General features: G+C 63.0%; 26 protein-coding genes. 25 read left to right on the top strand and 1 reads right to left on the bottom strand.

What is annotated here, in order from left to right:
* Positions 1-20: 20 nt before the first annotated feature.
* Genes ACH2DW_RS03950 through ACH2DW_RS03930 form a run of 5 tightly spaced genes read left to right on the top strand, consistent with a single transcriptional unit; the run spans position 21 to position 6,407 of the window.
* Complete coding sequence (locus ACH2DW_RS03950; protein ID WP_394928413.1) at positions 21-548, top strand: adenine phosphoribosyltransferase; 528 nt, start codon at positions 21-23, stop codon at positions 546-548.
* Positions 549-550: 2 nt separating this feature from the next.
* Positions 551-2,800: a RelA/SpoT family protein gene (locus tag ACH2DW_RS03945; RefSeq protein WP_394928412.1), complete on the top strand. Its 2,250-nt coding sequence runs from the start codon at positions 551-553 to the stop codon at positions 2,798-2,800.
* 48 nt (positions 2,801-2,848) lie between these two features.
* Positions 2,849-4,102 carry a histidine--tRNA ligase gene (gene hisS / locus ACH2DW_RS03940; RefSeq protein ID WP_394928411.1) on the top strand — a complete coding sequence of 418 codons (1,254 nt, stop codon included), beginning with the start codon at positions 2,849-2,851 and terminating at the stop codon, positions 4,100-4,102.
* The gene (aspS, locus tag ACH2DW_RS03935; RefSeq protein ID WP_394928410.1) at positions 4,099-5,862 is read left to right on the top strand and encodes an aspartate--tRNA ligase; all 1,764 of its coding nucleotides are present in this window, start codon (positions 4,099-4,101) and stop codon (positions 5,860-5,862) included. Before hisS ends, aspS begins: the two co-directional genes overlap by 4 nt.
* A 20-nt stretch (positions 5,863-5,882) precedes the next feature.
* On the top strand, positions 5,883-6,407 hold the full coding sequence (locus ACH2DW_RS03930) for a TlpA family protein disulfide reductase (protein WP_394928409.1): 525 nt from the start codon (positions 5,883-5,885) through the stop codon (positions 6,405-6,407).
* Here the strand turns inward: ACH2DW_RS03930 and ACH2DW_RS03925 are convergent.
* Entirely contained in the window at positions 6,404-7,069 is a 666-nt protein-coding gene (locus ACH2DW_RS03925; RefSeq protein ID WP_394928408.1) for a zf-HC2 domain-containing protein, read from the bottom strand. The two genes, ACH2DW_RS03930 and ACH2DW_RS03925, sit on opposite strands and share 4 nt — an antisense overlap.
* A gap of 55 nt (positions 7,070-7,124) precedes the next feature.
* Here ACH2DW_RS03925 and ACH2DW_RS03920 point away from each other — a divergent pair, with 55 nt between their 5' ends.
* The 20 genes from ACH2DW_RS03920 to metK all read left to right on the top strand — a co-directional run bounded on the left by ACH2DW_RS03920 (position 7,125) and on the right by metK (position 26,075).
* Positions 7,125-7,700: a sigma-70 family RNA polymerase sigma factor gene (locus tag ACH2DW_RS03920; protein WP_394928407.1), complete on the top strand. Its 576-nt coding sequence runs from the start codon at positions 7,125-7,127 to the stop codon at positions 7,698-7,700.
* Between the two features lie 47 nt (positions 7,701-7,747).
* The gene (locus ACH2DW_RS03915; RefSeq protein WP_394928406.1) at positions 7,748-8,341 is read left to right on the top strand and encodes an SCO family protein; all 594 of its coding nucleotides are present in this window, start codon (positions 7,748-7,750) and stop codon (positions 8,339-8,341) included.
* A 2-nt stretch (positions 8,342-8,343) separates the two neighbouring features.
* Positions 8,344-8,760, top strand: coding sequence for a hypothetical protein (locus ACH2DW_RS03910; RefSeq protein WP_394928405.1), 417 nt, complete (start codon positions 8,344-8,346; stop codon positions 8,758-8,760).
* A 44-nt stretch (positions 8,761-8,804) separates the two neighbouring features.
* Entirely contained in the window at positions 8,805-9,788 is a 984-nt protein-coding gene (locus ACH2DW_RS03905; protein WP_394928404.1) for a hypothetical protein, read from the top strand.
* The gene (locus ACH2DW_RS03900) at positions 9,763-10,305 is read left to right on the top strand and encodes a copper chaperone PCu(A)C (protein WP_394928403.1); all 543 of its coding nucleotides are present in this window, start codon (positions 9,763-9,765) and stop codon (positions 10,303-10,305) included. The genes ACH2DW_RS03905 and ACH2DW_RS03900 overlap by 26 nt, the downstream gene beginning before the upstream one ends.
* A gap of 20 nt (positions 10,306-10,325) precedes the next feature.
* Positions 10,326-11,444 (top strand): M24 family metallopeptidase, encoded by a 1,119-nt coding sequence (locus tag ACH2DW_RS03895; protein WP_394928402.1) that lies wholly within the window; start codon positions 10,326-10,328, stop codon positions 11,442-11,444.
* A gap of 14 nt (positions 11,445-11,458) precedes the next feature.
* Positions 11,459-12,022: an elongation factor P gene (gene efp, locus ACH2DW_RS03890; RefSeq protein ID WP_394928401.1), complete on the top strand. Its 564-nt coding sequence runs from the start codon at positions 11,459-11,461 to the stop codon at positions 12,020-12,022.
* 13 nt (positions 12,023-12,035) lie between these two features.
* Positions 12,036-12,470: a transcription antitermination factor NusB gene (gene nusB, locus ACH2DW_RS03885; protein ID WP_394928400.1), complete on the top strand. Its 435-nt coding sequence runs from the start codon at positions 12,036-12,038 to the stop codon at positions 12,468-12,470.
* 15 nt (positions 12,471-12,485) lie between these two features.
* On the top strand, positions 12,486-14,072 hold the full coding sequence (locus ACH2DW_RS03880; protein WP_394928399.1) for a DUF2079 domain-containing protein: 1,587 nt from the start codon (positions 12,486-12,488) through the stop codon (positions 14,070-14,072).
* A gap of 99 nt (positions 14,073-14,171) precedes the next feature.
* The gene (pyrR, locus tag ACH2DW_RS03875; RefSeq protein ID WP_394928398.1) at positions 14,172-14,726 is read left to right on the top strand and encodes a bifunctional pyr operon transcriptional regulator/uracil phosphoribosyltransferase PyrR; all 555 of its coding nucleotides are present in this window, start codon (positions 14,172-14,174) and stop codon (positions 14,724-14,726) included.
* Positions 14,723-15,682, top strand: coding sequence for an aspartate carbamoyltransferase catalytic subunit (locus ACH2DW_RS03870; protein ID WP_394928397.1), 960 nt, complete (start codon positions 14,723-14,725; stop codon positions 15,680-15,682). Before pyrR ends, ACH2DW_RS03870 begins: the two co-directional genes overlap by 4 nt.
* On the top strand, positions 15,679-16,974 hold the full coding sequence (locus tag ACH2DW_RS03865; RefSeq protein ID WP_394928396.1) for a dihydroorotase: 1,296 nt from the start codon (positions 15,679-15,681) through the stop codon (positions 16,972-16,974). The genes ACH2DW_RS03870 and ACH2DW_RS03865 overlap by 4 nt, the downstream gene beginning before the upstream one ends.
* 88 nt (positions 16,975-17,062) lie before the next feature.
* Positions 17,063-18,199 (top strand): glutamine-hydrolyzing carbamoyl-phosphate synthase small subunit, encoded by a 1,137-nt coding sequence (gene carA, locus ACH2DW_RS03860; protein ID WP_394928395.1) that lies wholly within the window; start codon positions 17,063-17,065, stop codon positions 18,197-18,199.
* Positions 18,199-21,492 (top strand): carbamoyl-phosphate synthase large subunit, encoded by a 3,294-nt coding sequence (gene carB, locus ACH2DW_RS03855; protein WP_394928394.1) that lies wholly within the window; start codon positions 18,199-18,201, stop codon positions 21,490-21,492. Before carA ends, carB begins: the two co-directional genes overlap by 1 nt.
* 2 nt (positions 21,493-21,494) lie before the next feature.
* Positions 21,495-22,400 (top strand): dihydroorotate dehydrogenase, encoded by a 906-nt coding sequence (locus ACH2DW_RS03850; protein WP_394928393.1) that lies wholly within the window; start codon positions 21,495-21,497, stop codon positions 22,398-22,400.
* Positions 22,401-22,405: 5 nt separating this feature from the next.
* A complete protein-coding gene (gene mihF, locus ACH2DW_RS03845) occupies positions 22,406-22,714 on the top strand; it encodes an integration host factor, actinobacterial type (protein ID WP_394928392.1) in 309 nt (102 codons plus the stop codon).
* 6 nt (positions 22,715-22,720) lie between these two features.
* The gene (gene gmk / locus ACH2DW_RS03840; RefSeq protein ID WP_394928391.1) at positions 22,721-23,263 is read left to right on the top strand and encodes a guanylate kinase; all 543 of its coding nucleotides are present in this window, start codon (positions 22,721-22,723) and stop codon (positions 23,261-23,263) included.
* A 27-nt stretch (positions 23,264-23,290) separates the two neighbouring features.
* The gene (gene rpoZ, locus ACH2DW_RS03835) at positions 23,291-23,614 is read left to right on the top strand and encodes a DNA-directed RNA polymerase subunit omega (protein ID WP_394928390.1); all 324 of its coding nucleotides are present in this window, start codon (positions 23,291-23,293) and stop codon (positions 23,612-23,614) included.
* 19 nt (positions 23,615-23,633) lie between these two features.
* A complete protein-coding gene (gene coaBC, locus ACH2DW_RS03830; protein WP_394928389.1) occupies positions 23,634-24,839 on the top strand; it encodes a bifunctional phosphopantothenoylcysteine decarboxylase/phosphopantothenate--cysteine ligase CoaBC in 1,206 nt (401 codons plus the stop codon).
* 45 nt (positions 24,840-24,884) lie between these two features.
* A complete protein-coding gene (metK, locus tag ACH2DW_RS03825) occupies positions 24,885-26,075 on the top strand; it encodes a methionine adenosyltransferase (protein ID WP_394928388.1) in 1,191 nt (396 codons plus the stop codon).
* Position 26,076: the final 1 nt, after the last annotated feature.

Genomic DNA, 26,076 nt, shown 5'->3' with positions numbered 1-26,076 from the left:
TCGGCAGATAACCTCGGCGCATGACAGCTGATCACGGCGCACTTCGCAGCTTTGTCCGCGACATCGCCGACTATCCCGTTGCTGGGGTCACGTTCCGCGACATCACCCCCTTGCTGGGCGACTCGGCGGCACTGGCTCAAGCGGTCGACGCCATGGTCGAGCAGTTTGCAGGCGTACCGATCGATCGGGTTGTCGGTGTCGAAGCCAGAGGGTTCATCTTCGGTGCGGCGGTTGCCTATCGGGCAGGTGCTGGATTCGTACCGGTCCGCAAAGCCGGCAAGCTGCCGTGGGCGGTGGTCCGTGAGGAATACAACCTCGAGTACGGGTCGGACAAGCTCGAGATCCACCGCGACGCGATCCATCCCGGCGAACGCATCCTGATCGTTGACGACGTTCTCGCCACCGGTGGCACGGCTGCCGCAACCGCCAAGCTCGTTGAAACACTCGGCGGCGTGGTGGCTGGTCTGGCCTTCTTGCTCGAGATCGACGACCTTGGCGGTCGAGCCAAACTCGGTGAACGGACCGCGCAGGCGTTGCTCCACTACTGATCATGGGGACGGTCGACCGAGTCTTACCCTGGAGACGGACGCCGACGACACCAACCGCGTCTGAGCTGGGTCCGCTCCTTGCCGCGTATCGGCGCCGCCACCCTCGAGCATCGACGACCACGATCAACAGGGCGTACCGGGTTGCTGCGGCTGCGCACGGGTCGCAACGCCGCGGTTCCGGCGAGAGTTACATCAACCACCCGCTGGCTGTGGCGTACATCGTCGCCGACATCGGGCTCGACGAAGTGTCCGTCGTTGCGGCACTGCTCCATGATGCGGTCGAAGACACAGAGATCACCGTGGCGGATGTGCAGCGCGACTTCGGCGACGAGGTTGCGGCCATCGTCGACGGGGTCACGAAGCTCGAGCGCATTCGGTTCGACAGTCGCGAGGAGCAGCAGGCGGCGACGATGCGCAAGATGCTTGTCGCCATGGCGAAAGATCTGCGCGTGCTGGTGATCAAGCTCGCCGACCGCTTGCACAACATGCGAACGATTGCCGCGATGCCGCTCGAGAAGCAGCAGCAAAAGGCACAGGAAACGCTTGACATCTATGCCCCGCTGGCGCACCGCCTCGGGATGCAGGAGATGAAGCAGCAGCTCGAGGATCTGTCGTTCTCAGCGCTGCATCCGAAACGGTTTGCTGAGCTCGACCATCTCGTCAGCAGTCGAACGCCCGAGCGCGACATGTACCTCGCCAAGTCGGTGGCCGAGGTTCGGTCTCGGCTGGGCGAACTGGATATTGATGCCGAAGTCACCGGTCGAGGCAAACACCTGTGGAGCATCTACGAAAAGATGGTGGTGAAGAGCCGCGAGTTCGACGAGATCTTCGACCTCGTTGCGATTCGGGTCATCGTGCCGTCGATGAAGGATTGTTATGCCGCGCTCGGCTGCATCCACGGGCGTTGGCGACCCATCGTCGGTCGGTTCAAAGATTACATCGCGATGCCGAAGTTCAACCTGTACCAAAGCCTGCACACCACGGTCATTGGGCCCGCCGGCAAACCGATCGAAGTGCAGATTCGGACCCGGGAAATGCATCAGCGTGCCGAATGGGGTGTCGCTGCACATTGGGCATACAAGGACGGCACCGGCGGCACGCGAGATATTGATTGGCTCAACCGCATCATCGACTGGCAGGAGGAAGTCTCCGATCCGGCTCAGTTCATGGAGAGCCTGAAGACAGATCTTGAGCAGGACGAGGTATTCGTCTTCACGCCGAAGGGCCGGGTCATCACGTTGCCGGTCGGTTCCACCACTGTCGATTTCGCCTATGCGGTGCACACCGAAGTTGGCCATGCCTGTATCGGCAGCAAGATCAACGGCAGGCTGGTCCCGCTCGATCACACCGTGCAGAGCGGTGACAACGTCGAGATCTTCACCTCGAAGGTCGAAACAGCGGGTCCGTCGCAGGACTGGTTGGCCTTCGTGGTGTCCCCGCGGGCACGGAACAAGATCCGCCAGTGGTTCAGCCGGGAGCGTCGTCTCGACACGATCGAGGCGGGACGCGATGACCTCAGTGACCGTCTCCGGCGTGAAGGTCTGCCGGTGCAGCGGATCTGGAAGTCACCGCAGCTCGAGGCGGTGGTCGCCGAGTTGAGCTACGTCGATCTCGACGCGATGCTGCAGGCCATCGGCGAGCACCACGTGTCGGCGCAGAGCGTGGCGCAGAAGATCGCCCGCGGGTTCCGTACCGGCGAGGAAGACGAGCAACTGCCGTCAACGGTCGACACTCCGCGGCGCGAACAGCGCGACGACGGGGGCACCACGGTGGGCGTCCACGTCGAGGGCCTCGACGACGTCATGGTGCGACTCGCCAGCTGCTGCACCCCGGTGCCGGGTGACGACATCATTGGCTTCGTCACCCGCGGTCGTGGTGTGAGCGTGCATCGAAGCGATTGCGCCAATGCCGTGTCGCTGATGGCCGAGCAAGCCACGCGACTCATCGACGTGGAGTGGGGCGGAGAAGAGCAGTCCAACGCGACCTTCATCGCCGGCGTCGAGGTCGTCGCATTCGATCGTTCACGACTCCTGATGGACGTCGCTGTGGCACTGTCAGAACACAAGATCAACATCGTGTCGTCGCAAACGGTGACGGGCACCGACCGTGTCGCCAAGATGCAGTTCCAGTTCGAGCTGTTCAATTTGGATCAGCTGGACTCGGTGCTGCAGACGATCAAGGGCATCGACTCGGTCTACGACGCCTATCGGTTGAATCCTGGCAGCGCTGCTGCTGCCGCTGTGGCCGGCTGACGAAACCGTCCCGCTGCCCGGTGGACCTCGCCGGTAGCCTGACGGGCCGTGCCCGAGTTCCAAACCAGTCCCGGCATGCGGGACATCCTGCCGCCCGAGAGCGGCCGTTGGCGCCGGTTCACGGCTGTCTTCGCTGATGTCGTCGAAGCTGCCGGGTATCAGCAACTGATCCCGCCGCTGCTTGAAGACCTTGGTGTCTTCACGCGAATCGGTGATGCCACCGATGTGGTCACCAAAGAGATGTACGACTTCGTCGACAAGGGCAAGCGGCGTGTGGCGCTCCGCCCTGAGCAGACGGCCAGCGTGTGCCGATCGTTCGCTCAACATCGGCCGACCGTGCCCTGGAAGGTCTTCTACTCGGGACCTAATTTCCGCTACGAGAAGCCCCAGCGCGGGCGTTACCGCCAGTTCGATCAAGTGGGCATCGAAGTGCTCGGTGTGGACGACCCGATGCTCGATGTGGAAGTCATTGCGCTGGGTTGGGAGTTCTACCGTGCACTTGGGCTCCGTCAGGTGACGTTGCAGCTGAACAGTCTCGGCGAGCCCGACGATCGAGCGCGCTATGTCGAGGCGCTTCGCACGCACTTCGAGGCAGCGGGTGAACAGTTGAGCGAACAGAGCCGCATCACGCTGGCGAAGAACCCGCTGCGCGTCCTCGATTCGAAGCGGGAGCCTGATCAACCGTTCATTGAATCAGCGCCCCAGATCGCCGACTTCTATAGCGATGAGGCTGCTGCTCACTTCGACGCCGTGCAAGTTGGCCTTCGTGCGCTCGACATTCCTTTCGTCGTCGAGCCGAAGCTCGTGCGGGGCTTGGACTACTACCGCCGGACGATTTTTGAATTCCTGGGCGGCACCCTTGATTCAGCCCAAAATGCCCTGGGTGGCGGCGGTCGCTACGACGGTCTCGTCGAGGCGCTCGGTGGCCCGGCGACTCCCGGTATCGGGTTCGCCCTCGGCGTCGACCGGACGCTCATCGCGTGCGATGACGAGGGCTGCTTTGACGCTGAGGCGCCGCAGCTCGTCGCATTCGTCGTCGATGTGGTCGGCGGCCTCGAAGCGGCCGTACTCACCACCGATCTACGCGCAGCAGGCCTGTCGGCCGATCGTGGCTACGACAACCGCAGCATGAAAGCCCAGATGAAGCTCGCCAACCGCAGCGGAGCATCGTTTGCGGTCATCGTCGGCGAGCAAGAGCACGCCGACGGCACCGTCGTGATCAAGCCGATGCATGGCGGAGATCAAGTCACCATTCCCCGATCCGAGCTCATCGCTCATCTCTCAGAAACCACGAACTCATGACTGAATCGACACCGACCACCCAATCCACCTCGATGCGCACCCACCTGTGCGGAGCGCTCCGCGACGCCGACGTCGGCAGCACGGTGAGCGTGTGCGGCTGGGTCGGTCGTCGCCGCGAGCACGGTGAACACCTTGCCTTCGTTGACTTGCGTGATCACTCAGGCATCGTGCAATGCGTCATCAACGACGACGTCGACGTGCGGAGCGAGTACGTCCTGAGGATCACCGGTACGGTTCGTGAGCGGCCCGAGGGCACCATCAACGATGCGCTCCCGACCGGCCGGGTCGAGATTGGCGACTGCGAGGTGGAGATCTTGCGCAGCGCCACGCCGCCGCCGTTCCCTATCGATGCTCGCGCCGACGACGTCGACGAGAACATCCGGCTCAAGCACCGCTACCTCGACCTGCGTCGCGAGCGGATGCAGAAGAACCTGCGTCTGCGCTCCAAGATCAACGCCGCGGTTCGTCACGCCATGGAGATCCAAGACTTCGTCGAGGTCGAGACCCCGATGTTGGTCCCGTCGACACCCGAGGGCGCCCGTGAATTCCTCGTGCCGTCGCGCAAGGAGCCCGGCTCGTTCTACGCGCTGCCGCAGTCTCCGCAGCTCTTCAAACAGCTCCTCATGGTGGCCGGAGTCGACCGCTACTACCAGATGGCCCGCTGCCTCCGTGACGAAGACCTGCGCGCTGATCGCCAGTACGAGTTCATGCAGCTCGACATGGAAATGAGCTTCGTCAACCAGGACGACGTCCTCGATGCAGTGTCTGCAGCGGTGCTTGCTGCCGCCGAGGCAGCGACCGGGGAGCGGCCCGCGCCGATCGAACGGATGACCTGGCACGACGCCATGAACCGCTTCGGCAGCGACAAGCCTGACCTCCGCTTCGGCATGGAACTGCAGGAACTCACCCCTGTCTTTGCTCACACCGAGTTCAAGGCATTCTCCGGTGCGGGTGCCATCAAGGGCATCAAGGTCGATGGCGGGGCATCCGAATACGGCCGCAACCAGCTCGACAAGCTCACCGACAAAGCCAAGTCGGCCGGCGCCAAGGGCCTGGTGTGGCTGAAGTGCACCGACGAGGGTTTCGACTCGCCAGTTGCCAAGTTCCTCTCCGACGACGAAGTGCCTGCTGTCAAGGCAGCGATGGGCGCCGCCACCGGCGACCTGATCCTCATCGTCGCCGACGAATGGGACACCACCTGCCAGGTCCTCGGCATGCTCCGCAATGAGATCGCTCGGCCGCCTGTCCACGAGGGTCCATACCGCTACGTCTGGGTGGTCGAGTTCCCGCTCTTCGTCGGCCGGGACAAGGAGACCGGACAGCCCAAGTCGGGCCACCACCCCTTCACCATGCCGCACCCTGACGACATCGACAAGTTCGAGAGCGATCCGATGTCGGTCCGCTCGATTGCCTACGACCTCGTCCTCAACGGCTGGGAGCTCGGCTCAGGTTCGATCCGAATCCACGAGCCGGAGCTGCAGCGTCAGGTTTTCCAGGCGCTGGGAATCTCTGACGATGAAGCAGAGAAGAAGTTCGGCTTCTTCCTCAACCCGTTCGAATACGGTGCTCCGCCGCACGGCGGCTTCGCGTTCGGTCTTGATCGCCTCGTCGCCATCCTGGCCGGTGAGGAGAACATCCGCGAGATCATCGCCTTCCCCAAGACCCAGAGCGGTGCTGACCCGATGACCAACAGCCCGATCGCCGGGGATCCGAAAGCGATGGCTGAACTGGGGCTGAAGGTCCTGCCACCCACAACCTGAGCCGCCCGTAGGCTGCTCTCGTGAAGTTGAACGGTCAACGGCGCACGGCGATCGTCATCTCAGTTCTCGCACTCCTGCTGGCGATCGGCGCGGCCATTCGACTGAGCGGAGGCGACGATTCCGGCGGTGACGATGCGGTGCTGCCGTCGGTCGAACTGACGGCGGCGGGGGATTTGACCTTGTCGACCGATGATCTCGTTGGGGAACCGCTTGTCATCAACTTCTGGTACTCGGCCTGTCCGCCGTGTGCAAACGAACTGCAGGACTTTGCTGCAGTGCACACGAGTTACGGCGATCGGGTCCGATTTGTTGGAGTGAATGCCATTGACAGCATTGACAAGATGAGCGCGTTCGCTGGCGAGCGCGGCGTCACCTACGAGCTGTATCAGGACCGACTTGCCGAGCTGCAGACCGAGCTGCGCTTGACGTCATTTCCGACGACGTTGTTCGTCGCGGCCGACGGATCGATCGTCGAGCGAACCGGTGTGCTCGACGAGTCACGCCTGGAGACCGAAGTGATCGAATTGCTCGCGGCCGAGAGCTAGTGGTGATGACCGGGGAGGATGTGGCGACGCCGATTCACCCACTGAGTCCAGCGGGTCCAGCCTGGTGACCCAGCGATCATCCACAGCAGCGCCAGGCCGATGACCTCGGTGATGTGGGCGCTCTCGGCGAGCACAGTGCGCCCGCCGTCGACGATGTCGGCCACGGCGCTGACCGAGATCGTCACGATCAGGGCAGCTGCAAATGGCAGAAGGCCGTGGGACCGGTGCGGCTTCCAGGCGACGTAAGCAAAGCCGATGGCGAGCGCGACACCGAAGGCTCCGACATGACGAGCAAGATGGTCGTCGGCGCCGTCGAGGCGTCCACCGACCAACGCGACGGCATTCTGGGCAAACAGCACAACTGCGACCCAGGCCATTGCCGGCCGCAGCCAGCCTCCACGGCCGAGCACCGCTGGACGGGTTCGTTCGCTGATCGCTCCGACCAGGTTGGGAATCGGATCGGCGGCTCGGAATCGGAGCTGCCGACTCAAAGCACCGTATTGCGCCGCCACGGCCGTGCATGCGGCGCAGCTCATGAGATGTTGCTCGAGCGACGCATGCTCGGCAGCCGTGGTTTCGCCGTCCTCACGCGCTGAGAGCAGTTCGCTTGCAGCCAAACACGTCAGGATCGGCGGGACGGCGGGCGGATCATTGCGAACCATGTCACAGAGGTCGAAGGTCCCGGATGTTTGGTTCCCGACTCGACAGAATGCTGGTGTGGATCGGCTGACGCAGTTGCTGCTCGAAGCGCAGAGTGGGGACCGGCGCGCCTTCGAACAGTTCATCGCCGAGACGCAGGCTGACGTGTGGCGAATGTGTCGCTACCTCGGCGATCTCAGCGACGCTGACGACCTTGCCCAGGAGACCTACGAGCGCGCCGTTGGCTCGCTGCACCGATACCGCCGCGAGGGGCCGGCAAAGGCCTGGCTGCTGACCATTGCACGCCGCGTCTGCGTCGATCACACGCGCCGCCAACAACGTCGGCGGCGGCGCGACAGCCGCGCCGTCCACGACGCATTGCTTGGCGGCGGCCTCGGGTCGGTCATCGCGCCCGATGACGCCGGGCGGTTGACGCTTGACGCTTTGGTCGACGGTCTCGACGAGGACCGGCGAGCTGCTTTCGTCCTCACTCAGGTGTTGGGTTTGCAGTATGCCGAAGCTGCAGATGTGCTTGGTTGCCCGATCGGCACGATTCGCTCGCGGGTGGCCCGCGCCCGGCGTGATTTGGTTGCTCTGGACCGCTGCGACGAATTGCCGGCGACGGGAACCAACGACGCCTCGGCAGCGACCTGAACGGCGTGGAGTTGAGAGCGACGAATACCCGGTTGCGCCAGGTGGCGATGGCCACGATCATCACGTTCGTGCTGGTCGCCTGTGGCGGGTCATCTGATGGCGGCAGCGGCGACACGCTGTCGGGTGCGGTCATCGATCCAGCACCACAGGTTGATCTCGTGAGCCTTCCTTCGCTGAGCAACCCCGGAACTGACATCGACTTCCGTGCTCGACCGAGTGGCGTGCAGGTGGTGTACTTCGGATTCACCAACTGTCCGGACGTCTGCCCGACGACCTTGGCCGACCTGACGATCGCACTGCGCAAGCTCGACCCGTCCGACGCAGATCTGGTCGACGTGGTGATGGTCACGGTCGACCCGGAACGAGACCTCGAGGTGCTCGACACATATGTCACGAGCTTCATTGAGGACGCGGTCGCTGCGGGCACGCTCGACATCGAACAGACCGCCGCCGCCGGCATGCCCTTTGGTGCCAGCTGGGAGGTCCGCACGCTCGACGACGGAACCGTCGAGGTGGATCATTCACCCTTTCTCTACGCCGTCGATGACGCAGGTCGACTCGTCTTGACCTGGCAGTTCGGTGCAACATCAGACGACATGAGCAACGATCTGTCACTTCTGTTGAACCGAAACGAGGTATGACGATGACCGTACGTGCAGCTCTGGTCGGGCTGGCCACCGTCGTGCTTGTCGCCTGTGGCGGGGGTGGAGACAGCTCGAATGTGAGCACCGCTGGCGTGCCTGACCTCGAAGAGAACCTCCCTGGCTTCGGTGCCGTGTTGAGCGCCGACCAAGCCACCTACGAGTACACCATCCCCGTTGGCGCCGGAGATGCACTCGACGCCGGCGAGCCCTTGTCAATTCTGCCCCGTTCGCTCACCACGACGGTTGGCCAGACGATTCGTATCGTCAACGAAGACACACGTGGGCACAGCGTGGGGCCATGGTTTGTGAGCGCTCGAGCAACCCTGCGTCAGGAGTTCACGACTCCCGGTTCCTACGAGGGGCTGTGCACGGTCCATCCGTCGGGTGAATTCGTTCTGCAGGTGTTGCCCCGTTGACGAAGCGCGGCGGGAGGGCCTTCGTTGGGATCCTGGCGGCAATCGTGTTGACGATCATCCCCACCGGGGTCGTCCTGGCTGACCCCGCCGGTCCGACTGACTACCGCAGCGAGATCATTGCTATCGATCCACCGACTCCGGAGATCTCGGTTGCGGTGCTGGGGGGCGACTCGTTCGTCGAACTCACGGTTGATTTGGGCACTGAGGTGGTGGTCATTGGTTATCGCGGTGATCCATACCTGTGGTTTCAGCCGGATGGCACGGTGCTCGAGAATACCTTGTCGCCGTCCACGTACCTGAACGCGGAGCGTTACGGTACGGACTTTCCCGCCTTCGCCGACCCTGACGCGGAGCCGGAGTGGCGCGAGGTCGGCACAACTGGCCGGTGGTCGTGGCACGACCACCGTGCTCACCTCATGCAACCGGTGCCGCCCTTCGGCACCGAGCCGGGCGATCGCATTCTCGAAAGTGTGCTGCCACTGGTTGTCGACGGAAACGAGGTCGACGTCACGGTGATCAGCACGTGGCAGCCGGAGCCGTCGGCGGTCCCCATCTGGATCGGCGGAGTCGTCGGCCTGCTCGTCGGACTCGCCGGAGTGCTCTTGATCACGCGCGGCGGGCCGATGGCCGCGGCGGTCTTGGTTCCTGCTGCACTCGGCTTCGTTGTGGGTCTGTGGCAGTACGCATCCCTGCCCGCTGAGACCGGCCCGAAGCTCACCTGGTGGCTCCTCCCGCTGCTCGCCGGAGGCGCGGCGCTGTGTGCGTTGATTCCGTTTGTCCGACGGGACCGGACGATCGCCGCAGTGCTCATTGGGCTGGCCGGACTGCTGCTCGCCGGGTGGGGGTGGATGCGGCGCGATGGGCTCACCGCTGCGATCGTGCCGAGCAACGCTCCGAACTGGTTCGACCGCGGGGCAACCGTTGCGGTGCTCATCGCAGGACTGCTGGTGGTGATCCTCGGTGCCTGGGAACTGATCAGATCGTTGCGACGACCTGACAGATGTGACGACAACTCAGCTGATCAATAGTTTCTCTCGCCGGCGCTTCGGAGCGTTCGTTCTGGTCGCAGGCCTCGGGCTTGCAGCGTGCGGCTCCGACGATGCATCTCCGTCGTCGGACGACCCAATTTCGATTGCCGACCCGTGGTCTCGTCAGCCAGCCGACGGGCAGACCGCAACGGCGGTCTACGGCGTTGTCACCAATGCCGGCGAGGAGGACGTCACTGCGATCGCTGTCTCGACATCGGTCACTGACACGGCGGAACTGCACCAGGTGATCATGAACGACGAAGGCCAAATGTCGATGAGCGAGAAGGAAGGCGGATTCACGATCGAGGGTGGGGCATCCTTCACGTTTGAGCCGGGCGGACCACACATCATGATGTTCGACATCGATCCGGCGACCTACCCGGAGATGGTGGATGTCACCCTCTCGTTCGATAACGGATCGACGTTCGACTTCGCCGCCGAGGTCCGCGCGATCGGTGATGAGGACACGGCCGAGATGGATGGCGAGATGGACAGCGGAATGGACGACGACGGCTGATCTCCGCCTAGCGTGGTCTGATGCGCAACTTTACGCCGATCGATCACGCCGCCCGAGTCTCGGCAATTCGATCACTGTTGGGCGCTGGCGATCTCGGCGTCGATGCGCTGCTCTTCACCGACCTGGTCGACGTCCGTTGGTTGACGGGCTTCACCGGTTCGAACGGTTGGGTCGTCATGCGACCCGATCGAGCGGTGCTCGGCACTGACACCCGGTACGGCGAGCGAGCGGCAGCCGAAACTGACGGCAGCGGTGTCGAGATCGTGGCAATCCAGCATCGCGGTGACCTGCACCGTGCGCTCGTCGACGCGGCTGGCACCGGAACAGTCGGGCTCGACGCTCGATCGACGACTCATGCGCAATGGAAGCAGTTGGCCGTCGACGTGTCGTTGGCGTCGGTCGACTCGATCGTCGCAACGGCTCGAGAAGTCAAAGATGTCGCTGAAATCGAGCGAATCGAAGCTGCCTCGGCTGCTGCTGATGCCGCGATGCAGGAGGTGGAGCCGCTGCTGTTTGGCACGCTTGACTCGCCGCTCACCGAGGCCGATGTCCGCGACGAGCTCGAATACCGGATGCGTCGTCACGGTGCCGACGACCGGAGCTACGAGACGATTGTGGCCACCGGTCCGGATCATGCGGCGCGGCCGCATCACGAAGTTGGTCGTCGTACCATCGTCGAAGGCGACACGGTCGTGATTGATGTCGGCGCCCTGGTCGAGGGGTATCACTCCGACATGACGCGGTCGTACGTCATCGGCGAGCCAACAGCGCGGCAGCGCGACATCTACGAACTCGTGCAGGTCTCCCAGACTGCCGGACTTGCTGCGCTGCATCCGGGTGTCACCGCGACGGCGGTGGACAGCGCCTGCCGGGACGTGTTCGTCGATGCGGGATACGCCGACTGGTACCTCCATGGAACAGGGCACGGCGTGGGGCTGCAGATCCATGAATCTCCGTTCCATTCTCAGGCGTCGAATGACGTGATCCAGGCGGGCAACGTGGTGACCGTCGAGCCGGGCCTCTATCGTGGCGGTTTCGGTGGCTTCCGCATTGAAGACCTCGCGGTGGTGACCCCCGATGGGCACCGAGTCCTGACGCATCATCCCAAGCGACCGTTCAATACCTCATTCTCAAACTAGAAACAGAGCAGCCCATGCCGCAGATTTCCGTGAACGACCTGAAGAACGGTCTCACACTCGAGTTGGAGAATGGCCTGTTCCAGGTCATCGAGTTTCAACACGTCAAGCCGGGCAAGGGTGGCGCATTCGTGCGCACCAAGATTCGCAACGCGCGGACCGGCGCCGTCATCGACAAGACCTTCAATGCCGGTATCAAGGTCGAGCAGGCCATTGTCGACCGTCAGGACATGCAGTACCTGTACGCCGACGGTGATGACTACGTGTTCATGAATACGTCGACGTACGACCAGCTCAACGTGGAACGCACTGCGCTTGGCGACGCTGCGGACTTTTTGGTCGAGCAGATGATTGCTCAGGTCGCGATGTACCAGGGTGAGATCATCGGCGTGGAGATTCCGGCCTCGGTCGAACTCGAGGTCTCGGTGACCGAGCCCGGCCTCCAGGGCGATCGGTCGAGCGGTGGCACCAAGCCGGCAACGCTCGAAACCGGCAAGGAGATCAAGGTGCCGTTGTTCGTCAACATCGGCGACAGGGTCAAGGTCGATACTCGTACTGGCGAGTACATGGCTCGCGCCTAGTCCGGACACCACTGTGGCATCGATCAACGCAAAAATTGCGCGCCCTGACGAGCGGTCAGACGCGCGCGAACGCGCCCTCTACCTGCTCTACGAAGCGCACTCAAAGGGCATCAGCCCCTCCGACGCGCTCAGCCTGCAAGTACTCGAACCGGACGAACTCACCGTGGTGCTGGTCACGGGCGTCGAAACGCACGCCGCCGAACTTGACGCGGCGATTGCTGCCAAGGCAAAGGGGTGGACCCTTGAACGTATGCCGGTGCTCGATCTCAACGTGCTGCGTCTCGCTGCCTTCGAACTGAGCGAACGCAGCGACGTGCCTGTTGCCGTGGTGCTCGACGAAGCGGTGAAGCTCGCAAAACGCTTCTCCACCGACGACAGCGGCAAGTTCGTCAATGGCGTGCTGGCCGCGCTGTCGAAAGAGTTGCGACCGGACGATCCGCTTCGTTGACGCGAGACTGAGGCAATGACCGAGCAGGTGGCGATCGAAGGGAGCGACGACGCCCCGGTCGATCCTGATGATCTCGATGACGTTGCCGTCGTCCGTCCGACGGTCAATGAATGGCTCGGCGCACGAACACTTCCGCAGATCCTGCTGACGTGTGCGGTACTGCTCTGGACGGCGTACTTCACGCAGCGCAGCCTGGACATTCACCACGGCCTCGGGACGTCGTCGTACGACTCGGGCTTGTACGACCAGGGCATGTGGCTGCTGTCGCGGGGCGAGGCACCGTTTATCACGTTGATGGGCCGCAACATGTTCGGCGATCACACGTCGTTCGTGTTGCTCCTTCTTGTTCCGCTCTATTGGATTGCTCCCGGCGCGTGGATCATGTTCTTCTCGCAGTCGGCAGTGATCGCGGCGGGTGCGATCCCGGTCTTTTTGTATGGTCGCCGCCGACTGGAATCGGAGTGGTTTGCTCTGATCGCCGCGGGGACATATCTGCTGCATCCGGCCGTCGGCTGGGCCAACCTCGAGAACTTCCACCCCGACTCATTCCTTGGGCTCTTCATCGGCGTCGCGCTGTACGCGGCGCTGGAGCGGAAGTGGAAGTTGTACGGGGCATTCGTCGTGTTGTCGTTGCTCGTCAAAGAAGATGTTTCGCTGGTCATTGTGCCGCTCGGGATCTGGGTTGCACTGCGCCGCAGTTGGCGCATCGGGCTGATCACCGTGTTCGGTTCGCTCTGGTTCATGTTCACCGCGATGTACGTGGTGATGCGTGGGCTCATCGGCCAACCCACTCTGAATGCCTGGCGTATTCCGTTCAGCCAGCCCGGCGACGGCACCGGTGCGGCCGCTCGGCGCCTCATCGACACGGCGGTGACCAATCCGACGCAACTTGCTGACCACCTACGCGCTGATGGACGCCCGTGGTACCTCTGGCAAATGACGTCGCCGTTTGCGTGGATCTTCCTGCGGCTGCCGAGCGTGGCGATGATCAGTGCACTGGTGTTGTTCACGAACGTCTTGAGCACGTTCTGGTACCAGTATCAGGTGCAGTATCACTACGCGCTGGTTGCGGTCCCCGCGCTCGCCATCGGCACGGTGTATGCGCTGGGTGCGGTCAAGAGCAAGGTCACGGTGCAGTCGTTGGAGGTTCCACTTCGTGCGGTCGGCATCGGGGCATTGGCACTGTCGTCCTTCGTCGCGGCGTTCATGTGGTCGCCGATGCCCTGGGGCCGGACCGTGCTGTTTCACGGCGACCCGGACAATGTGTACGCGGTCACCATGCGCGAGATCATCGAAGAGATCCCGGCGGGGGCGAGCGTCGCTGCACATCATCGGGTGACGCCCCACATTGCGTATCGCACCGAGATCTATCAGTTCCCGAATCCCTTCCGCGTCGTGTTGTACGGACCCGATCGCGAACTCGAAGGAATCCGCCTTTCCGAGCGTGCTGACAGGGTCGACTTCGTGGTCTTGCCGACGAGCGAGGATGAGAACGTTGCAGATGACTTTGCGGTTATCGAGGCGGCGTTTGTCGAAGTGGCGGCAAACCAGTTCTGGGTGCTGTACGAGCGGGATCGAAGCGTTCCGCTGCCGGGAAACTGAGGAGTTTCACGGTGGTGTTTTGACGGCGCGCAGCTGGCTGCTACGTTGCGTGTCCGACCCGTGAAGTGAGTTCAGTGAGGCTCACACGGAAAGGACAACATGAACACTCCCTCAGGTGTGAGGAAGCAGGTCCTCGGACCTGACGATGTGCGTCGGGCAATCACCCGAATGGCACACGAGATTATCGAGCGCAACCGCGGCACGGCTGGTGTGGCCCTGGTGGGCATTCAGACCGGCGGGGTGTGGGTTGCAGAAGCCCTCGCCGCTGAGATCTCGCGGATCGAGGCGGCCGAAGATGGCGGTGCAGATTCGATTGTCATCGGCTCGGTTGACGCATCGCTGTATCGCGACGACATCGGGTTGCGTCCCGTGTCTCCGGGGTCGGTGAGCGATCTCACGTTCACGGTCGACGGTGTCACGGTGGTGCTCGTTGACGACGTGCTCTACACCGGCCGCACCGTGCGGGCGGCGCTCGACGCCATTGGTGACTATGGGCGCCCGAAGGCGGTCCAGTTGGCTGCGATCGTCGATCGTGGTCACCGGGAGCTGCCGATTCGGCCTGACTTCGTTGGGAAGAACCTGCCGACGAGCGCCGAGGAGAGCGTCAGCGTCACCCCGGACGGTGTCACGATCACGCAAGGGACCGACACATGAGCCGGTCGTTGCTGTCGATCGCCGAACTCGGCGAGACCGGTCTACGACGGTTACTTGACATCTCTGATCACATGGCCGAAGTCAACCGGCGGCCAAACCCAAAGGTCCCGGCGCTGCGCGGCAAAACCGTGTGCAACGTCTTCTTCGAGGACTCGACTCGAACTCGGCTCAGTTTCGAGACGGCTGCCAAGCGGCTGTCGGCCGACACGATGAACTTTTCGGTCAGCCAGTCGAGCTTGAACAAGGGCGAGAGCCTGCGCGACACCGTTGAAACCATCGCTGCGATGGGCGTGGATGCCTTTGTGATCCGGCATGGATCGAGCGGGGCGCCTTGGCAGCTCGGGGAGTGGACCAGCGCCAGCGTCATCAACGCTGGTGACGGCTGGCATGCCCACCCCACTCAGGCACTGCTCGACATGTACACCGTCCGCACCGCGTTGAACCGGCCCGTCTCGGTCGATGGGGGGAGTTTCGACGGTTTGCGTGTGGCGATGGTCGGCGACATCAAGCACAGTCGTGTCGCGCGCAGCACAACCGAAGCGTTCAAGTTGCTCGGCGCCGACGTCACCTGGGTATCGCCCAAGACGTTGCTTCCGCCTACGCACGACGAGAACGTCGTCGCAAACCTCGATCAGGTGATCGATGACATCGACATCCTGTACTTGTTACGCATGCAGAACGAGCGAATGAGTGAGGCGTTGGTGCCCCATCTTCGTGAGTACACCGCGCGATTCGGCCTCACCCCGGAGCGTGCTGCTCGCCTGGGCCAGCACGTGCTGGTGATGCACCCCGGGCCCATGAATCGTGGCGTCGAGATGGCAGTCGATCCCGGCGAGTTGCCTGGCAGCGTCATCAATCAACAGGTCACCAACGGCATCAATGTCCGCATGGCGGTCCTTTTCGAGCTGCTCGGGAGTGGCTCGGAGAACTCACTCACAGGGAATACGGAATCATGAACATCTTGATCACCAATGGTCGCCTCATCGACCAGACCGGCGACCGGCTGGCAAGTGTCCGCATCTCCGACGGGATCATCGTCGAGGTCGGCGACCAGCTCGCCCCAGACTCTGACAGCAGCAGGGACGAGCGTCTCATCGATGCCGCCGGGTTGGTCATCAGTCCCGGCTTCGTCGATCTACATGTTCACCTTCGTGAACCCGGTCGCGAAGAGGCTGAGACCATCGAGACTGGCAGCCGAGGTGCCGCGCTCGGTGGGTTTACCGCTGTCGTGGCAATGCCGAATACCGATCCCACGCAGGACTCGGTCGGAGTAGTGGAATTCGTCCGCCAGCAAGGGAAGCGCGCCGGCCTCTGTGATGTGTACCCGTCAGGGTCGATCACGATGGGCCGCAAGGGCGAGCAGCTGACGCCATTCGCCGAACTCGCAAATGCCGGCGTGCGCCTTTTCACCGATGACGGCAACGGTGTGCAGGACCCCCAGCTGATGCGGCGGGCCTATGAGTACGCAAGCGACCTCGGTGTCACCATGGCCCAACACTGCGAGGTCGAATCGCTCACCGCAGGTGCGGTGATGCACGAGGGGTCCTGCTGTAGCCATCTCGGGCTGCCCGGGTGGCCGTCGCTTGCCGAAGAACTCATGGTGCACCGTGATATCGAACTCGTTCGTCTCACCGGTGCCCCAGCTCACTTCCTGCATCTGTCGACGGCTGGTTCGGTTGCCCTCGTTCGCGCTGCCAAAGCCGATGGCCTACCGGTCACCGCCGAGGCCACGCCGCACCACATCAGCCTGACCGATGAACTGCTGGCGTCGTACAGTGCGCTCTACAAGGTCAACCCACCGCTGCGCACGATCGAGGACGTGGTGGCGGTGCGCGAGGGCCTGCAAGACGGCACAATCGACGCCATTGCCACCGATCATGCTCCGCACGTGTCCGAGACGAAGGAGATGCCGCTCGACCAGGCGCCCCCAGGGATGCTTGGCCTCGAAACCGCACTCGGTGTCGCCCTGGCCCATCTCGACATGCCGTTGGTGGACGTCGTGGCGGCGATGTCGTGGAAACCTGCTGCCATCGCCGGAATCGCGGATCGACACGGCCGACCGATTGCACCGGGCGAGCCTGCCAACCTCACGGCGTTCGACCCGAATGAGACCTGGGAAGTCGTTCCCGCCGAGCTGGCAAGCAAGAGCAGGAATACGCCGTTTATTGGCGTCCCGCTGACCGGACGCGTGAAACATACGATCCTGCACGGAGACATCGTCGTGCTCGATGGAAAGGCACAAAAATGAATCCGCATGATCATCCAATAGACTGCATGATCATGCAGTCGCCCGTGCAGATGCCCATGCAGATGCCCATGCAGATGAAGGAACACCGATGAACGCCATGACGACCAGAGGCATCCGAGAAGGCGCGCTGGTGCTGTCTGACGGCTCAGTGTTCGAAGGCGAATTGATCGGCGCTGCGATCAGCGCGGCTGCGCCGATTGCAGCTGGTGAGGTCGTCTTCAACACCGTGCTGAGCGGCTACCAGGAGGTCATCACCGACCCGAGCTACGCCGGCCAGATCATCACCTTCACGTACCCGCACATCGGCAACTACGGCATTAACGCCACCGACTTCGAATCGGTCGGTACGTTCTGCCGCGGCATCGTGGTGCGCGATCTGGCGCGTCGCCACAGCAACTTTCGGGCGCAGTCGGACCTCGGTTCGATGCTGTTCCAACAAGGTGTCCCCGGCATTGCCGGCATCGATACCCGGCGCCTCACGCGCATCGTCCGCGACAGCGGCGCGCTGCCCGGTGCGTTTGGTTCAGCCTCGGAATCCGAGTTACTCGCAGCCGCCAGAGCCGAGCCAGGCACCGACGGTGTCGACCTCGTCAGGACGGTGAGCACCCAGGTGCCATACGTGATTCCGGCGGCTGACCCAAACAGCCGAACCAACATCGTGGCGATGGACTTCGGCATGAAGTCCAACATCGGCCGCAGCCTTGCTCGTCTCGGTCGCGTGCACGTCGTTCCCGCAGCGACCACAGCGGCTGATGTGTTGGCTCACAGTCCAGACGGCGTCTTTCTCAGTAATGGCCCTGGCGACCCGTCGATGTCTCCGTACGCCATCGAGGCGATCCGGGGTCTGATCGGGCAGGTGCCGATCTTCGGCATCTGTCTCGGGCACCAACTGCTTGGCAACGCGATCGGGGCCAGCACTGTCAAGCTGCCATTCGGTCACCACGGCGGTAATCACCCGGTGAAGAACCTGCTGACCGAACGTGTGGAAATCACGAGCCAGAACCACAACTTCGCCGTCGACCCGGACTCGCTCAGCGGTCGTGCCGAGATGACGCACGTCAACCTCAACGACGGCGTGTGCGAAGGACTGAAGGTCAACGGCGAGCAGGCGTTCAGCGTCCAGCACCACCCCGAGGCCAACCCCGGCCCCCACGATTCGAACTACCTGTTCGGGCAGTTCGCCACCATGATCGAGAAGGCAACCGCCAAGAAGATGAGTATCTGATGCCCCGGCGTAACGACATCGAATCGATTCTCATCATCGGCTCCGGGCCGATCGTCATTGGTCAGGCGTGTGAGTTTGACTACTCGGGCACGCAAGCCTGTCGAGTGTTGAAAGAAGAGGGCTACCGCGTCATCCTCGCCAACTCCAACCCGGCGACGATCATGACCGACCCTGACTTTGCAGATGCGACCTACATTGAGCCGCTCACCTGGGAGGTGCTGTCGGCAATCATCGACAGGGAACAGCCCGATGCCGTGTTGCCGACCCTCGGCGGTCAGACCGGTCTCAACATCGCCATGGAGTTGTTCGAACGCGGGCTGATCGGTGTTCCGGGTAAGCCCGAGATGATCGGTGCCAACGCCGAGGCGATCGCCACCGCAGAGGATCGCGGGAACTTCAAGGTCGCAATGACTGAAATCGGGCTTGAGTCGTGTCGGTCCCGGATCGCTCACTCGATGGACGAAGCCCGTGCGGCCATGGACGAGATTGGCCTGCCGACGATGATTCGCCCGGCGTACATCCTCGGCGGCCGAGGCACCGGCATCGCCCACACTGTCGAAGAGTTCGAGACTCTGGCGGCGACCGGTATCGAAGCCAGCCCGATCAATGAGATTCTTGTCGAGGAATCAATCGTTGGCTGGAAGGAATACGAGCTCGAGGTCATGCGCGATCACGCCGACAACTGCGTGATCATCTGCGGCATCGAGAACTTCGACCCGATGGGCGTGCACACCGGCGACTCGATCACGGTCGCTCCGATCCAAACCCTGACCGACGTCGAGTATCAGCAGATGCGCGACGCGGCGATCGCATGCATCCGACGAGTCGGTGTCGAAACTGGCGGTTCCAACGTGCAGTTTGCCGTCAACCCGGCTGACGGCCGGCAAGTCGTCATCGAGATGAACCCGCGCGTATCGAGGTCGTCAGCGCTGGCCTCGAAAGCGACCGGCTTCCCGATCGCCAAGATTGCTGCGAAGCTCGCCGTCGGATACACCCTCGACGAGATTCCGAATGACATCACCCGCGCCACACCGGCGAGCTTCGAGCCGGTCATCGACTACGTCGTGACCAAGATCCCACGGTGGGCATTCGAAAAGCTTCCCGGGGCCTCCGGCATCCTTGGGACCCAGATGCAGGCAGTTGGTGAGGTGATGGCCATTGGCCGGACGTTCCCCGAGAGCCTGCAGAAGGCGATCCGATCACTCGAACTCGGATATCACGGCCTCGGCTGCGACGCTGCCGAAGGTCGCCTGCTCACCGAGTTCCCGGATGACGAATCGCTGCTCGTCCAAGCCGCTCTTCCCACTCCTGACCGGGTTCTGCACGTGGGTGAGGCGCTGCGCCGGGGCATCGGCATCGAGGTCGTGCACGACCGGACTGGTATCGACCCCTGGTTCCTCGATCAGATGTCGCTGATCAACGAAGAACGCGACCACCTCGCTGCCGTGGGATTCGACGCAGTGTCCGCTCGCGACTGGAAGCGGGCTAAACGACTCGGCTTTTCTGATGTGCAGCTGGCGTACCAATGGGGTCGAACCGAAGACGAAGTGCGTGCTGCTCGCGAAGCCGCTGGTGTCATTCCGACGTACAAAACTGTTGACACCTGCGCTGCGGAGTTCGCCGCTGAAACCCCGTACCACTACTCGACATACGAAGACGAGAACGAAGTACGCGAGTCCGACGCCCAGAAGGTCGTCATCCTGGGTTCGGGGCCGAACCGCATCGGGCAGGGCATCGAGTTCGACTACTGCTGCGTGCACGCGTCGTTCTCGCTGCGTGATGCCGGGTTCGAGACGATCATGATCAACTGCAATCCCGAAACCGTGTCCACCGACTACGACACGTCTGACCGGCTCTACTTTGAACCGCTGACCAAGGAAGACGTGCTCAACGTCATCGCAGCGGAGCAGCCGCACAAGGTGATCGTGTCGCTCGGCGGGCAGACGCCGTTGAAGCTGGCGGGCGAGATCCCGTTGGAACTCGTCGCCGGGACGTCGCCCGATTCGATCGACGCCGCCGAGGACCGCGAGCGGTGGAACAAGATTTGCGACGAGTTGAAGATCCCGCAGCCTCCCGGTGGAACCGCGGTGACCCTCGACGAGGCGCTGGAAATCACCGAGGCCATCGGCTTCCCGGTACTCATCCGGCCGAGCTATGTGCTCGGAGGGCGGGCAATGCAGATCGTCCACGACCGCGACCATCTTGCGTCGGCAATGGCGGAGCTGGCCGGTTTCGGCAGCCTCGGTAAAGAAGGCGGGCTCTCGGCCGAACGTCCAGTGCTCATCGACCGATTCCTCGCAGATGCCACCGAAGTGGACGTCGATGCGATCCGTGACCACACCGGCGAGGTGCTGATCGGTGGTGTCATGGAACATGTCGAAGAAGCCGGCGTGCACTCCGGTGATTCAGCATGTGCGATTCCGCCACAGACGCTGCCCTCATGGGTTGTCGAAGTCATCGAGGCGTACGCCGCATCAATCGCGAAGCGCCTCGACGTGAGCGGGCTGATCAACGTGCAGTTCGCGGTTGCCGGAACGACCGTGTACGTCATTGAGGCCAATCCGCGAGCGAGCCGAACGGTTCCGTTCGTTGCCAAGGCGACCGGAGTGCCGCTTGCCAAAGTGGCGACCAGAGTGATGCTGGGCGCCACCTTGGCTGAGTTGCGCACCGAAGGCTTGCTGAAGCCAGCGATCGGCGGCCACGTGTCCGTGAAGGAGGCAGTGCTGCCGTTCACTCGCTTCCCCGAGGTCGATCCCGCACTGGGACCGGAAATGAGGTCAACGGGTGAAGTGATGGGCATTGCCGACACGTTCGGCAAGGCGTTTTACAAGGCCGAGTTGTCGGCGGGCACGATTCTGCCCGAGTCGGGCACGGTCTTCTTGTCGCTTGCTGACCCGGACAAGCCCGCCGGGCTGGTGGTGGCGCAGCGGATGCAAGCCCTCGGCTTGGGAATCGTTGCGACAGTCGGTACGGCTGAGTACCTCGCGCGTTTTGACGTCGAGGTCGACCAGGTGCTCGACAAGGTGCAGGACGTCCACACCAAGGGGGCTGGCGTCACCGCTGTCGATTTGATTGCCGCCGGTGAGATCAGCTTCGTGGTCAACACACCGCGAGGCCGGATCGGCCGCACCGACGGTGCGCACATTCGTAAGGCAGCAAGCCTGCACCGCGTTGCCTGTGTCACGACCGTTGATGCCGCTTTGGCTGCAGCCGAGGGGCTCGCGGAACGGGACGGGGTGCTGCTCGGCGTCCGCCCGCTGCAGGAGTACCACGCAACAGGAACCACTGCTTGAACATGGACACGACAGTCACGATTGGGTCGGTCATGCTCGACGCTCCGGTGATGATGGCGTCGGGCACCGCCGGTTATGGCGTCGAGATGGCGCCGTTTGTTGACCTGTCCAGCATCGGAGCCATCGTGACGAAGTCGTTGGCTCCGTTCGAATGGGCCGGCAATCCTGCACCAAGGGTCCATCCCACCACGCAAGGCATGATGAATGCCGTTGGGCTCCAGGGGCCTGGCGTGGAGCACTGGTTGGTCAACGTGCTGCCGCCGCTGGTCGACACGGGCGCCACGGTGGTGTGCAGTATCTGGGGCCGTTCGCTTGAGGACTACCAACTCGCTGCCGAGATGTTGGCGGACGCGCCGCCCGAGGTCGTTGCGGTCGAAGTGAACCTGTCGTGCCCGAACCTCGAAGGACGAGGTGCGATCTTCGCCCACGACATCGAGCTGTCCGCTGCCGTGATGGCGGCGACCGCCGGATGCAATCGTCCGCGGTGGGCCAAGCTGAGCGCCAACACCGATCGGATCATCGAGGTCGCAGCAGCAGTCCACGACGCAGGAGCCGAGGCGGTGACCTGTGTGAACACACTGCTCGGCCTGGCGTACGATCCGGACTCGCTCAACAAGACGCTGGGCGCAGGAGGCGGTGGGTATTCCGGTCGGGCCATTCATCCCGTTGCGGTTCGGGCGGTGCACGATGTGCATGCGGCGTTGCCCGACCTTCCGATCATCGGCGTCGGGGGAGTGGCGTCGGGCTGGGACGCCATCGAGATGTTTTTGGCGGGGGCATCGGCTGTGCAGGTCGGAACAGCGTCGTTTGCAGACCCTCGGGCTGCTGCAAACGTCCAGCGTGAGCTCGTCGAATGGGCCGAGGAGCGGGGAATCGCCCGCGTTGCCGATCTCCGCGCGTTAGTCTGACTTTTATGGCTACACCTCCACAATTGACTCCAGAGCAGCGGGCTGCCGCTCTTGTCAAAGCGGCGGAGGCTCGCGCCGCTCGGGCAGAGATCAAGGCCCGCCTGAAGATGGGTTCGATGTCACTACAAGAGGCACTCGACTCCGACGACAACAACGTTGGCAAGTTGAAGGTTGTCTCGATGCTCGAATCACTGCCGGGCGTCGGCAAGGTCAAGGCGCGTCGGCTGATGGAAGAAGTTGGCATCGCCGACAACCGTCGTGTGCAGGGCCTCGGTGCTCAGCAGCGCAAGGCCTTGCTCGAAGAACTCGGCTGACACGAGTTGATCATCGTAGTGTCCGGCCCTGGCGGGGTCGGTAAGGGCACGATCGTCGATGCGGCGGTCAAGCGCGACGCCCGATTGTGGTTGAGCAGGTCATGGACCACTCGTGAGCAGCGGCCTGGTGAGGCCGATGACGCCTACGTGTTCGTGTCGGCGGAGGAGTTCGAGGCACGCATCGAGGACGGTGGCTTCTTGGAGTGGACGAATTTCCTCGGCAACTACTACGGCACGCCGGTTCCGGACGAAGGCTCGGGGCTGGCTGCTGGCCGCGACATCGTGCTCGAAATCGAAGTTGACGGTGCTCAACAGGTCAAGCGTCTCCGACCAGATGTGATGCTCATCTTTGTTCTGCCGCCGAGCCGCGAAGAGCAAGAACGCCGCCTGCGCGGACGTGGCGACGTCGATCACAAGGTGCTGGCTCGCCTGAAGAAGGCCGAGGAGGAAGAACCGATCGGCCGAGATCTCGCCAATCACGTTGTGGTCAACGACGATCTCGAAGACACGATCACCGAGATGCTCGCAATCATCGACGCTGCACGCTGACCTGAACCCGGTAGTATTGCTGGCCTTATGGCGCTTGATCACGACACGATGATTGATCCTCCTATCGAGGGACTCCTCGACAAGGTGGATTCGAAGTTCACGCTGGTCACGCTGGCTGCACGGCGGGCCCGCAACATCAACTCCTACTTCAACCAGCTCGGTGAAGGCCTTGGCCACATGATTCCGCCGCAGGTCTCTTCCACGGCGCACAAGCCGCTGTCGATGGCATTCGAAGAGATTGCTGCCGACAAGATTGTCTGGACCGAGGCACCTGAGCCGGTCGAAGAAGTCGAGATCGAAGAAGATCCCGAAGCTGAAGCCCAGGCCGCAGCAGACGCTGCCGACAGCTGATCACCGAGCACTCGCATCGATGAGCGCTTCGCCTCTCACTGGCAAGCGCATCGTGCTGGGCGTCACCGGCGGCATCGCTGCCTACAAGGCCATTGAACTCTCGCGCCGCCTCGTCGACGCAGGTGCGCACGTGGTGCCGATCATGACGGACGCAGCGCAGCACTTCGTTGGCGCGACGACGCTGGGCGCGCTGGCGTCTGAGCCAGTCCAGACCGAACTCTGGAATAACCCCACGACCCCCATCCCGCACACCAAGGTGGGACAGGGTGCCGATCTGATCATCGTTGCACCGGCCACGGCGAAGTCGATTGCGGCCTACCGCATGGGGTACAGCCACGACCTGCTGCAGAACACGCTGATCGCGACGCGGGCGCCGGTCATCGTCTGCCCGGCGATGCATACCGAAATGTGGGAGCACCCGAGTGTCGTCGACAACATTGCGACACTTCGGAAACGTGGTGTGCATATCGTCGAACCCGAGTCAGGTCGGCTGGCCGGTGGCGACATGGGTGCAGGTCGGCTGGCCGATCCCGCAACAATCCTCGGTGCAGCCGAACGGATACTCGGCCCTGCCGATCTCACCGGAGTCAGGGTGGTCGTTTCGGCCGGCGGCACACGTGAGCCGATTGATGCGGTCCGCGTGATCGCCAACCGGAGTTCCGGCAAGCAGGGCTATGCCGTTGCGGCCGAAGCCGCAGCACGCGGTGCTCAGGTCACGCTCGTGTCGACTGTTGGGCTGCCGACTCCCGCGGGTGTGCAGGTCATCGCCGTCGAGACTGCCGCCGAGATGCAGGAGGCGATGGAACGAGCTGCCATCGATCACGACGTGATCGTCATGGCGGCCGCGGTCGCAGACTTCCGGCCAGCGCATGCTGCATCCGGCAAGATCAAGAAGCGCGACGGCGTCCCTGAAATTGTGCTCCAACCAACACCAGACATCCTCGCCGGGCTCGGCGCCAACAAGCGTGACGATCACGTCCTCGTTGGGTTTGCCGCAGAAACCGCGAACCTCGTCGATAATGCCCAAGGAAAGCTCGAACGCAAGCGGCTCGATCTGATCGTGGCCAACGATGTCAGCGCTCCTGGTGTTGGCTTCGCTCACGACACAAATGCGGTTACGCTGCTGCGGCCCGGCGCGAAGCCTGTCGAGATCGACCTCGCTACCAAGCGAGATGTCGCTCGGGCGGTCATCGACGCGGTCGTCGACATACGAAACGCCCGTTGATCATCACCCATCTTTCCGACCACTGACAGGACACAGCGGACCACCATGGCCAACTACACCTTCACTTCCGAGAGCGTGACCGAGGGTCACCCCGACAAGATGGCAGATCAGATCTCTGATTCTGTCCTCGACGCAATCCTCACCGAGGATGCCGACGCTCGGGTCGCGTGCGAGACCATGGTGACGACCGGACTCTGCATCGTCGCAGGCGAGATCACCACTAACGCATACGTCGATATCCAGCGCATCGCCCGAGAGACCATCAACGCCATCGGTTATGACGACGCCCACAAAGGCTTCGACGGGCATACCTGTGGCGTCATGGTCACCCTCGACGAGCAAAGCTCGGACATCGCTCAGGGCGTTGACACCTCCGAAGAGGTGCGTGGCGGTTCTGCCGGCGAAGACCACCTCAGCCTCCAGGGTGCGGGTGACCAGGGCATGATGTTCGGATATGCATGCAATGAGACCGACGTCCTCATGCCCCTCCCGATCAACACTGCCCATCGTCTCGCCGAGCGCCTCGCTGAAGTCCGCAAGAGCGGCCAGATTCCGTATCTCCGCCCCGACGGCAAGACTCAGGTCACCTTCGAGTACAACGAGCTCGGCGTCCCAGTCGCGCTCAAGGCTGTGCTCATCTCGACTCAGCATCAAGAAGGCGTCGATCGCGACACGGTGATCCGCCCGGACTTAATTGACCAGGTCATTCGGCCAGTGATCCCCGAGCAGTTCGCCGATGACGAGTACGACGTGTACATCAACCCGACCGGCAACTTCGTCATCGGTGGCCCGCAGGGCGACTGTGGCCTCACCGGCCGCAAGATCATCGTCGACACCTACGGCGGCATGGGTCGCCACGGGGGTGGCGCATTCTCCGGCAAGGACCCATCCAAGGTCGATCGATCAGCTGCCTACGCCGGCCGCTGGGTTGCTAAGCACGTCGTGGCCTCCGGTGCTGCTGACCGTTGCGAAGTGCAGCTCGCCTACGCCATCGGCATGGCCCAGCCGATGAGCATTCTCGTCGAGACCTTTGGGACCGCCAAAGAAGATCCGGCCAAGATCGAAGCAGCCGTGCGAGCCACATTCGATCTCCGCCCCGGAGCCATCGTGCGCGACCTCGATCTGAAGCGCCCGATCTACAAGGACTCTGCGGCGTACGGCCACTTCGGCCGCGACCAGTTTCCGTGGGAGCAACTCAGCCGTCTCAGCGAGTTCAAGGCTGCTGTCGGGGCCTGAT

Origin of the sequence: uncultured Ilumatobacter sp. (assembly GCF_963980585.1) — a bacterium.
Lineage (GTDB): Bacteria > Actinomycetota > Acidimicrobiia > Acidimicrobiales > Ilumatobacteraceae > Ilumatobacter_A.
Note: the sequence above shows the minus strand (reverse complement) of the source record. Positions and strands in the feature narration are given on the sequence as shown.